Raw genomic sequence first — 11,528 nt, 5'->3', positions numbered from 1 at the left:
ACGAAAATGATAAAGTCAGAAACAACAACGCTGAGAGCTTTTCCCGGTGTGACGTACGAAGCGGACCTGGTGATAACAGGCGGTGGGCTCTCAGGCGTTTGCGGTGCTATTACTGCAGCGAGGCAGGGTTTGAAGGTGGTGATAGTGCAGGACCGGCCCGTATTGGGAGGGAATTCCAGCAGTGAAGTGCGGTTATGGATCCTTGGTGCCACCTCTCACATGGGTAATAATAACCGCTGGTCACGCGAAGGTGGCGTGGTTGATGAAATACTGGTAGAGAATATGTATCGTAACCCGGAAGGCAATCCATTGATCTTTGATGCCGTATTGCTGGATAAGGTAATGTCGGAGCCGAATATCACCTTATTGCTGAATACGGCAGTTTATGAAGTGGCAAAAAGCGATGCAGATACTATTTCGTCGCTGAAAGCATTCTGTAGCCAGAACCAGACAGAATATACGCTGAAAGCGCCTTTGTTTTGTGATGCTTCCGGCGATGGCGTTGTTGGTTTCCTGGCGGGTGCTGCGTTTCGTATGGGTGCTGAAAGCAAGGATGAGTTCGGTGAGTTGTTTGCTCCTTCAAAAGAATATGGTGAACTGCTGGGGCATACCATGTATTTCTATAGCAAAGATACCGGCAAACCTGTGAAGTTTGTGCCACCATCGTTTGCACTTGACGATATTACACGTATTCCCCGCTTCAAAACCTTTAATGCCAAGGACTTTGGTTGTCGTCTCTGGTGGATAGAATACGGCGGAAGGCTCGATACTGTTCATGATACAGAAAAGATCAAGTGGGAATTATGGAAGGTGGTTTATGGCGTATGGAACCATATTAAAAACTCGGGCAATTTTCCTGAAGCGGAGAACCTTACATTGGAATGGGTAGGAACCATTCCCGGTAAAAGAGAAAGCCGCCGTTTTGAAGGTGATTATATCATCAGGCAGCAGGATGTGGTAGAGCAGCGTGTTCATGATGATGCTGTTGCTTTTGGAGGATGGTCTATCGACCTGCATCCGGCAGATGGCGTGTTCAGCGAAAAGCCGGGGTGTAATCAGTGGCATAGCAAGGGTATTTATGGTATTCCTTACCGCAGCATGTATAGCCGGAATATTACCAACCTCTTCCTGGCGGGACGTATCATCAGTGCTTCACACGTAGCTTTTGGATCTACACGGGTAATGGCTACTGCCGCACATGGCGCCCAGGCAGTTGGTATGGCCGCTGCGGTTTGTAAAGAAAAGCAAATACTGCCCGCAGCATTGCTGAAGGAAGGGCATATCTCCGAATTGCAGCAAAGGCTGTTGAAAACAGGACAGCATATTCCCGGGCTGACTTTTAGCGACAAAAATGATCTTGTTTCTTCGGCACGTATATCTGCCTCAAGCGAACTGGTGCTTACTGAATTGCCGGAACAAAAGCTGCTGAAGCCGCTGGATATTTCGGTAGCACAGATGTTGCCTTTACAGCAGGGAAGAGTAGCACCTTTTGTTTTTCATGCCCAGTCGGAAGTAGATACCACACTGGAGCTGGAATTAAGGATCAGCAGCAAAAATGGCAACTATACACCGGATGTAACAATAGCGCGTAAACAAATAGCTATCACACCCGGCAGGAATTGTATACAGGTAGTTTTTGAAGAACAACTGAAAGAGCAGGGCTATGCTTTTATTACTTTCCTGAAGAATCCTGAAGTACAATTACATTTTACAGAAAAAAGGGTGACAGGTGTGTTGTCCGTATTCAATGGCGTAAACAAAGCGGTATCCAACTACGGTAAGCAAACCCCGCCTGAAGAAATAGGAGTGGATGCTTTTGAGTTCTGGTGCCCGCAACGGCGTCCGGCAGGGCAGAACATCGCCTTTAAATACCCGGAAGGTATTACAGGTTTTGAAGCGGTAAATATCGCCAATGGTGTTGACCGGCCTACTACGCAGCCCAATGCCTGGGTAGCAGACTGGAACGATCAGCAACCTACGCTTGCTATAGAATGGGATACACCGCAGCAGGTGAAACAGATCCATCTTTTCTTTGATACAGACTATGATCACCCGATGGAATCTGTATTGATGTCGCATCCCGAAGCGGTGATGCCTTTCTGTGTTCGTAATTATACAGTGAAGGATGACAAGGGGAATGTTCTTTATGCTAAAAAAGATAATTACCAGACTGTGAATATTATTGAACTGGCACAGCCTGTAGCTACAACCAGGCTTGTGATCGAGGCTGAACATCCCGGTAGTAATGTCCCGGCGGCCATATTTAGTGTACGGGTATTTTAACCCATCGTAATATGATTGAATTAGTGCAGGCGCGGCCAATAGGTTGCGCCTGTTTTATGAGAGAGACGGTGCTTGGCTATGCCTGTTTCGCAGGAGTTTGCTTTGCAGGTGCATGTTTCTATACCGTCTGTTTCGTAGTGTAAATGGAGCAGGTAGCTGCATTCTGTTCCGAAATCAGTATTATTGTAAAAACAATAATCCCGGTTTGTCTGATTCGTATTCCATTTCTGAGCAGGAGTTTCTCGATAGGCTTTTTCAAAAGGAAGGTGCTGCCCTGCAAATGTTATTCGAGACTTATTTCCCGGTATTGTGTCATTTTGCAGGGGGCTTTTTGCCCGATGTATCTCTCGCCAAGGATATTGTGCAGGAAACATTTATTAAACTCTGGCATTCCAATCGCCGGTTCGACACACTGGCGGGCCTGAAATCCTTTCTTTTTACAGTTACCAAAAATGCCTGTCTCAACTGGATACGGGATAATAAGCGCCTGGAAGACAGGCACCGTAATGCACAGGGCCTTGTTCCGGATGAAGAGGATGGAACTTTCAATAATATTGTTCTGGCTGAATCTATAGCACTTATATATAACGAAGTGCGCACTATGTCTCCTAAAATGCAGGAGATCTTTTTCCTGAGTTATGAACAGGGGTTGACGGTGAGTGAAATTGCAGTACAGCTTAATATGAATGTCAAAGCTGTCAAGAAGCAGAAATACAAATCACTTGTAGCCCTCAGAACCAAATTCGCGCAAGATCCCAAGCTGCTGTTGCTGCTGCTGCCATTGATAACTAAATAAAAGAATCAGTATCACCTACTGTTTAGCCGGTGTTTTTTCGGGCAGCTTCATGTCCCATCCATATTTCGATTGTATGAAAGAAAGCATCGATATATTGTTCCTTTTCTGCGTTTGCATTGAGAAGGATCAATGAGCTATAGAAAGTATTCTCGTTGTATTCTTCGGGTGAGTCGTACTTGGCATATGCGTCACCTAAATCATTAAACCATCGGGAGAAAGTCACATGCCGGGCTCTTTGTTTCCCGCCATCCTGTGAGCATATATATACGACACCCTTATCCGGATTGAGCCTGAAAAATTCCCTGATGAGATGTTGAAGTGTGTTTTTCACTTTTTCATCAAAATGCATTCTGGACTCTTGTAGGAGGTGCTGGCTTTTTCTTTCAAAGCCAAACATTGGGATGCAAAGCTCCCCGCCATCTTTCGTTGTAAGAATAAATTCGGTGAAATAGGCTATGTACAAGTCGCCGGAGGCGGTGGTGAATTTATAAGTTAGACCGTCTTCAGCCAGATTATATCGGCTTGACAAATTTGATACCCTTAAGAGTGGACAAATCTATACCATGCTGCACGGCAGCAGCGATCTTCTTTTTGTCTTCCAATGCTTTTATGAAAGGATTGGAAGAAGCTTTTTGAGCTTTGGGGCTATTTTTATTTGTGGTGTTCATGGTCTAAAATTCGTAATAAAAAATGAACTGGGGGAAATGGGGGAGGGGAAAAGTACTTGTGAAATTTGATATGTGAGGCGATGGTTCATCTTTTATTTAAAACCAAGGGGGTCTTTTTCTGCCGGGTGGTGTATGCTTATTATACTAACTGTACTTTATGTCTGAAACTGCCATTTATATAGCCCTGTTGCTGCATAAACTGAGGGAAAAAGAGCCTTTGTCGCCCCAGGAACAGCAGGATCTGGAGGCCTGGCGTCAATTGCATCCGGGGAGTGAAGTACTTATGCAAAAGTTGCAGGATCGTTCCGGGCTCATCCGTGAAGTGGAGAAAATGCGTACTTATGATACTACCGGTGCTACAGAGGAGCTTTTTCGCAAGCTGGCTATTCCTTTACCCGCAAAACAAGTGAACTCTACCCGCAGGCTTCAGCGTAGCCTGGCTGTGGCGGCTGTGCTGCTGCTATTGGCGGTTGGCACCTGGTTATGGTTGCCGGCAGATAAAGCGAAAAAGCCATTACAGGCTGCCGCGAGTGAAGTGGCACCAGGTGGGAATAAGGCAACGCTTACGCTGGCCGATGGCAGTGTTATTGTACTTGACAGCGCTCATAACGGTCTGCTGGCGCAGCAGGGCGTTTCCGATGTAAGCAAACAAAATGGCTTGCTGATATATAAGGCCGGAGACGGAAATGCACCGGTTCAGTATAATACCATGAAAACGCCGCGTGGCGGCGAGTTTAGTCTTGTATTACCGGACGGCAGTAAAGTATGGCTTAACGCGGCTTCATCGCTTACTTATCCTACTGTATTCAATGGAAGCGAAAGGGTGGTGGAATTAACGGGGGAAGCTTTTTTTGAAATAGCGCCGCAACAGTCTATGCCGTTCAAGGTAAAGGTGAATAAAATGGAAGTTGCTGTATTGGGCACCTCTTTTAATATTATGGCTTATGACAACGAGCCAGCCATACGCACCACCTTAGTGAACGGAAGGGTAAAGGTGGCTACAGCTGGTCAGAGCCTGTTATTGCAACCGGGACAGCAGGCAAGGGCAGCGGCAGATATCAGGCTGGCGGGGGATGTAGACGTAGAGGAGGAAATAGCCTGGAAGAAGGGTAAGTTCATGTTTGGCGAAGCTACCAGCATGAAGACCATCATGCGGCAGATCGCAAACTGGTACGATGTGGAAGTGGTGTTTCATGGCGATGTACCTAACCGTATCGGTGGATCGGTGGCACGGTCGGTGCCGTTGTCGCAGTTGCTGAAAGTATTGGAAACGGCGGGTGCGGCCCGTTTTGAAGTAAACAATAAAAGAATTGACGTGTATCCATCATCATAAATTTTGCAACAGGTTACCGTAAACAAAAAACCGCCCCGTGGTGAGAGACGGAGCGGCGGAATGTTCCGGTAAGCTTATTAAAACCATCAGGAAGACAGCTTAATTATTTAACCAAAACTATCCGAAGTTATGATTTTTAAGGCTAATGCCCGGCGGCATCCTGCTGCCGGCATCCGTATCCGTGTAAAGCAAATGCTGCTGATTATGAGGTTGACTATTTTCTTGATCCTTGCTGCGTGCCTGCAGGTGGCCGCCAGGGGGAATGCCCAGACGATTTCCCTGTCAGAAAAGAATGTATCGCTGCAAAAGGTTTTTAGGCAGATACAGCAACAGATGCCCTACGATTTTGTTTACAATTTTGAATTGTTGAAACAAGCCGGCAATGTAGATGTGAATGTCCGCAATGCCTCGCTGGAGCAGGTATTGCAGCTTTGCCTGAAGGGGAAGCCACTGACGTATCTCATCTTCGATAATACCATTGTCATCAAGTCGAAGGAGCGTGCTGCGCAGCAGTTGAATATGGAGTGGGTGGCTGCTCCGCCTCCGGCGGAGCTTGTTGGTGGTGTAGTGGTTGATGATAAAGGAGCAGCAGTAGCAGGCGCTTCCGTTATGGTTAGCTTTCCCCCGGGAGGGCCAACGGGAATTACACGTCCTAAAATCTATACACAGACCAATGAGAAAGGGGAATTCAAGTTGCCCTACTTTTCGGGTGTTGCTACCATCACTATTTCCTATATAGGTTTTAATACCGTGGAATTAAAGGTGAGTGCGCAATCCCAGCGGTTACGCGTTATGTTGCAGCCGCAGGAAACGAAACTGACCGAACTGGTGATCACGGGTTATTCTACTAAAAAAGTAAGTGAGATCACCGGCTCCGTTCAATCGTTGTCGGGTGATGATATCCGTAAAGGCGTTTCCACTGCCAATACATTGGCGATGCTGAAAGGTAAAGCTGCAGGTCTTTATATTGTAGAGGCAGGAACCAGCAATGGCAGTGTGGCCAACCGTGGCCAGGTGATCATGCGCGGGCAGGCAAGTTTGCCTGATGCCAGCAATACCAATTTTGGTCCTCTCATTGTACTGGATGGCGTTATCACAACGGCAGATAACCTGCAGGATATTGTTGATGCTACAGATATAGAGTCGGTTACTTTACTGAAAGATGCTGCTTCTACTGCCATCTATGGTTCCCGTGCAGCGCAGGGTGTACTGTTGGTTACCACGCGCAGAGGCACACCAGGTAAGCTGTCCGTGAATGTGAATATGAATTATGGCAAGGTGCAGAACAACCGCCTGATCAATTACATGAATACAGCGCAGGCTACCACTCATATCGAGAAATACATGCAGGCGTTGTACAATGGAACACCATCGTTACAATCGCGGTATGGTTCGTTTTCGAATTATTTCAATACTACCCGCACTTTTACCGAAGCGGAAAGAAATACCAATTACGACTGGAGCAATGATGGGTTGTTTCCCGACGGCAAACAAAGTGATGTGAACCTGTCTCTCACGAGCGGTAATGATAAAACCCGCTTCTATGGTTCTGTGAACTGGCTGAAACAGGATGGTACTTTGCTGGATGACCGTCTCGACAGGAAGTCTATCCGTCTCAATATAGACCAGAAGGTAAGCAACAAACTATCTGTAGGCATCAGTACCAATGTGATTGTCGATAAATACACTGCGTCGAGCGGGGAAAACCAGTCGTATGTACTGCAGCCCTGGGTAAGTCCTTATAAAGCCGACGGACAAATGGCTGATTCCATTCCCAACTATACTTATTCCGCAACGGGGCCGAGAATATTGGGCTGGTACAGTAACCCGCTTTACCGTCATGAGCTGAATACGGCTATCACGAGCAGGCAGAGTTACCTGGGAACCGGCGTTATCAAGTATGCGATTACACCGTGGTTGTCTGTTCAGTCGACAAATACTTACCAGTATATCTACAATAACGTGAACACTTATCGTGACCCGCGTACTTACAGGGGCAAGTATAACGGACCTTCTACGGGGCCTGTTTACATGAACGGTGAGTTGTACCTGACTGATACCAAGACAAATTACATGCTGACATCGAACCTGCTTTCATTTAACAAGCGTTTTGGTGATCACCAGGTGTCGGCATTGGTTGGACAGGAGTATGGTAAAACCAAAACAGAAAGCATTTCCGTTTCGGGTTACAATACCCCTTATCCCGGTGAGCGCAACCTGGGTGCTTTCCTTAATTATGGCTCGGGGACTTCGGCCTGGATCTACGTGAGAAGCGGGTTACCAATACCTCCTTCTTCCCCGGCTACATTAGAAAGGGCTTCTTTCTCTATGTTCTCTGAAATCAATGATAACTATAAGGGAAAATACTTTGGTTCTGTTTCTTTACGCCGTGATGCGTCCAGCAACTTCGGCAAACTCAACAGGTATGGCACCTTTTACTCTGTAAGCGGCGCCTGGCTTTTGGGTAAGGAGCAGTTTATGGCCAATGCCAGGGCTATAACGAATCTCAAGCTCAGGGCTTCTTATGGTACTTCGGGACGTGAAGCGGGGGCAGACTTCCTGAACTTTACTACATTCCAGGAAAGTACTGCTTATGGATATGACAATACAAGTACGGTAGGGGCGGCCATTCAGCGCCTGGCTAACAATGAAATTACCTGGGAGACAACTTATACTACCAACGTTGGTTTCGATATTGGTTTCTGGGACAGGATCAATCTTACCGTAGATGTTTATAACAGGCTTAGCAAGGGGCTTCTGCAAACCGTTACCCTGCCTACTTACCAGGGCAGCCTTTCCCAGATCAGGAATGTAGGCGAACTGCGCAACAGGGGTATTGATATCCTTTTGTCTACCACCAATATCCAGTCGCGCAATTTCAGTTGGACTACTGATTTTAATATCAGCTTCAACTCGAACAGGCTTACCAAACTTTATGGGGATTCGCTGATCGATGGTTTTTCCAGGGCTTATTATCGTTATGTAGGAGAAGATATCAATTCACTGAAGGCGATCAAATATGCGGGTGTAAATCCTAATAACGGTCGTCCGCTGTTTGAGAGGGTAATGGCCGATAAGAGCATTCAATTGGTGGATAGTATTCCATTGGTGAAGCAGGATGGATTGAGAGGCTTTCGTTCCATGGGGTCGGCTACGCCTACTTTCTTTGGTGGTATGACCAATACTTTCCGTTATAAAGGGTTTACCCTTTCGGTTCTGCTCAATTTCGTTTACGGCAACAAGATCTTCAACAACGGGGTACGCAATTTCATTTCCCCCAATACCTGGACCTATGGCCAGAATGGTATTCAGCCTAACGATGCGATCCGTTTCTGGAGCGGCCCCGGCGATACACGCGCCAACTATCCCAATTACTATGACCTGGCGTTTTCGGAGCGTGGCGCTACCAATATCAGTTCTTCACTGCTGATACAGGATGCAAGTTACCTGCGGTTACGTAACGTGCGCCTGGCCTACGATCTGCCTTCGGCGCTGGTGAACCGGGCCAGGATGAAATCGGTGAATATTTATGTCAGCGTCGATAACCTGGCAGTAGTCAATTCAAGAGAGTTATACGCGTCAGATCCTGAAGGCGCTGTTATAGGTACTTCTGCGTCGAATATTTATGGTGGCGCGGGTATTTACAGCTCTATGCCCCGCCGATTCCTTGCAGGTATCAACATTGGATTGTAACATGTTAAAACTGGTAAAAATGAAAAAAAGAAATCTTTATATAGCGGGTCTAGCCTGCATTTCAGCCATCAGCTTCTCTGCCTGTGATAAAAAGCTGGATGAAATTGTTCCACATAATGTGTTGTTTGAGGAGCAGGAATTTGCGACACCCGCAGGGTTTACAAAAACAACTGTGGCCAATTACAACAGCTTAACGAACTCCACCACCAATTATGATAAAAACTGGTTCAACCTGGCTGAGTTCAGGGGGAATAACGTAAAGCCTATCGATAATACCAGCACCAGCAGTCTTACTGCAACGCAGGATATAGACGCCTTTAAGTTCCTGAATGCTTCTTCCAAAGACTTTGGATTGTCTCATACGTTCTGGTCGGGCAGTTATCGTGTATTGCTGGGTGTAAATACGGTGCTGAAACATATACAACCCGGAGAAACCGATCCTGTGATCCTGCAGGCTAAAGCGGAAAACCTTTTCCTGAGAGGCATGGTATTTTTTAACCTGGTGAGGCTATATGGCCGTCCTTATTACCAGTCTCCGTCGGGTAACCCCGGTATTCCGTTGATATTGCAGCCTGTTACGGCTGCTTCGGACAGACCGGCAAGGGCATCGGTTGAAGACACTTATAAACAGATCATCAGCGACCTTACCGAGGCGGCGCAAACATTTACGCAAAAGAAAAACAACAGCTATGCTTCGCGTTATGCTGCCTATGGACTGTTATCACGTGTGTACCTGTATATGAGCGGTTCCTTTGACCAGCCCAATACCAACTATGCACGTTTAGCGCAGCAATATGCCGATTCAGTTCTATTGAACGGCGGTTATTCGCTGTTACAAGGAACTGCCTATACTGCTTACTACAGCAACAGCAACCAGGCGAATACCGAAACTATTTGGGCCATCAATCACGATGCCGCTACCATGTCCATCCCTACGTGGTTTTACCAGCCTACAGGGCAATATGCGGGGAGTAGCAGCTATTCTACAGGACAGATAAAACCTTCCCCGGACTTATTGGATCTGCTGGCTCCGGGCGACCTGCGCCGTAGATTTTATATTACAGACAAGTATCCTGGCAATAATACCGATACGCTTAGTTGCAATAAATACTATTACAAATACACTGCTGTTTATTATAGTAATGCTCCCATTCACTACCTGCGTCTTGCCGAAGTATACCTGAACAGGGCAGAAGCCAGGGTGAAAGCGGGTGATAATGCAGGCGCATTGTCTGATCTCAATGTGATCCGCAATCGTGCTGGTGTAGGAGTGTTGTCGGGGATCAGCGGACAGACACTGTTTACTGAAATACTGAAGCAGCGCCGTCTTGAGCTGGCTTTTGAGGGACATAACAGTTTCGATTATTTCAGGAATGGCCTGCCTATGGTACGTAGTTATACCTCCTTTAATGCGCAACCGCTGACGATTGCTGCTACTGATGCAAAGGTGGTAATACGCATATCAGATGATGTGCTTGCTGAAAATGGAAATATTCAACAAAACAATCAATAACCTTTTATGAAAAAATATTATTCATTAGTGCTGGCGGTAGCCTGTTCCATGGCTGTCAATGCACAAGCGGAAAAGGCGGATGCTTTTACATTAACGGGTAAAGTAACGAACCAGCAGCAAGGGTGGGTTTACCTCAGTTATCAGAATGCTGCTGGTAAGCAGGTGAAAGACAGCAGTCAACTGCAAAACGGTAGCTTCCGGTTTACCGGAAACATACCAGGCCCTATCATGGCTTATTTCAACGGTAAACTACAATCACGCCTTATGGATGATCCCAACTTTACCGCATTCTTTATCGAGCCTACTGCCATGCGTGTTTTGGTTGCCGACCAGGATTATAAAAATGCCAGGATCACGGGGTCTGCTTCGCAAGCCGAATACCAGCAATTACAGGCAAAGCAGGAATTACTGAAGCGGCGCTGGACAGTAGTCATGGATACTTTGCATGAGGTGAACAAAAGGAGCAATGTTGCTTACCAGGAATTGAAGAACTGGGTGCTTGTGCCTTATTACCAGGAGATGGAAGAGATTACGAATGGTTTTATAGAAGCGCATCCTGCCTCTTTTGTTACGGCTTACCTGCTCAGGTTTAACAAGAGTATTTCTACGGAGAAGATGAGACAGTATTATAACGCTTTTCCTATGGCAGTGAAGCAGAGTGTTTTTGGAAAAGCGATTGCTGAAGAGCTGGAGAAGCGTAAAATAGGCGTGCCGGGAACTACTGCTGCGTTGTTCACTGCTACCGATATCAACGGCAAACAACTGAAGCTTGCCGACCTGAAAGGGCAATATGTACTTATCGATTTCTGGGCAAGCTGGTGTGTGCCTTGCCGTAAGGGCAACCCGCATTTGAAAGAACTTTACGAGGCTTATAAAAGTAAAGGGTTTGAGGTCATTGGCATTTCTGATGATGACCGTGATACAACGGCCTGGAAGAAGGCTGTGGCAAAAGACGGACTTCCCTGGTTACAGGTGCTGCGTGGAATGAAGGTGACTTATGCCAGCGAAGGGCCGGTGTTTGACCGTTCCAATGATCTTTCGGACAAGTATCATGTATCATCGTTGCCTACTCAGATACTTATCGATAAGCAGGGGATGATCATCGGGCGTTATGGCGAAGGTGGAGAGCCGCATGAAGCGCTGGATGCTAAGTTGGCGGCTTTGATGCCGTAGAGGCCATAGGTTCATCAGCATCTTTAATAAGTGGGAATACGCCCCTTGTTATTAAATAAGCATTATGTC

The 11,528-nt window shown here is 46.6% G+C and carries 7 protein-coding genes; 6 read left to right on the top strand and 1 reads right to left on the bottom strand.

Translation table 11 applies throughout. The features are described from left to right. The first annotated feature begins 6 nt into the window (after nucleotides 1-6). The gene (locus ESB13_RS09295; RefSeq protein WP_129002708.1) at nucleotides 7-2,283 is read left to right on the top strand and encodes an FAD-dependent oxidoreductase; all 2,277 of its coding nucleotides are present in this window, start codon (nucleotides 7-9) and stop codon (nucleotides 2,281-2,283) included. 205 nt (nucleotides 2,284-2,488) lie between these two features. Further along, nucleotides 2,489-3,079, top strand: coding sequence for an RNA polymerase sigma factor (locus tag ESB13_RS09290; RefSeq protein WP_164974153.1), 591 nt, complete (start codon nucleotides 2,489-2,491; stop codon nucleotides 3,077-3,079). A 22-nt stretch (nucleotides 3,080-3,101) separates the two neighbouring features. Here the strand turns inward: ESB13_RS09290 and ESB13_RS09285 are convergent, their stop codons facing one another. Continuing rightward, entirely contained in the window at nucleotides 3,102-3,608 is a 507-nt protein-coding gene (locus ESB13_RS09285; protein ID WP_129002706.1) for a DUF6169 family protein, read from the bottom strand. Between the two features lie 296 nt (nucleotides 3,609-3,904). Between ESB13_RS09285 and ESB13_RS09280 the strand changes: the two genes are divergently transcribed. The 4 genes from ESB13_RS09280 (at nucleotide 3,905) to ESB13_RS09265 (ending at nucleotide 11,459) form a co-directional block, all read left to right on the top strand. Beyond that, complete coding sequence (locus ESB13_RS09280; RefSeq protein ID WP_129002705.1) at nucleotides 3,905-5,080, top strand: FecR family protein; 1,176 nt, start codon at nucleotides 3,905-3,907, stop codon at nucleotides 5,078-5,080. Between the two features lie 129 nt (nucleotides 5,081-5,209). Continuing rightward, the gene (locus ESB13_RS09275) at nucleotides 5,210-8,773 is read left to right on the top strand and encodes a SusC/RagA family TonB-linked outer membrane protein (RefSeq protein ID WP_129002704.1); all 3,564 of its coding nucleotides are present in this window, start codon (nucleotides 5,210-5,212) and stop codon (nucleotides 8,771-8,773) included. A gap of 19 nt (nucleotides 8,774-8,792) precedes the next feature. Next, a complete protein-coding gene (locus tag ESB13_RS09270; RefSeq protein WP_164974152.1) occupies nucleotides 8,793-10,286 on the top strand; it encodes a RagB/SusD family nutrient uptake outer membrane protein in 1,494 nt (497 codons plus the stop codon). A 6-nt stretch (nucleotides 10,287-10,292) separates the two neighbouring features. Continuing rightward, the gene (locus tag ESB13_RS09265) at nucleotides 10,293-11,459 is read left to right on the top strand and encodes a TlpA disulfide reductase family protein (RefSeq protein ID WP_129002702.1); all 1,167 of its coding nucleotides are present in this window, start codon (nucleotides 10,293-10,295) and stop codon (nucleotides 11,457-11,459) included. Nucleotides 11,460-11,528: the final 69 nt, after the last annotated feature.

Origin of the sequence: Filimonas effusa, assembly GCF_004118675.1 — a bacterium.
Lineage (GTDB): Bacteria > Bacteroidota > Bacteroidia > Chitinophagales > Chitinophagaceae > Filimonas > Filimonas effusa.
This window is presented reverse-complemented; position numbering and strand designations above follow the sequence as displayed.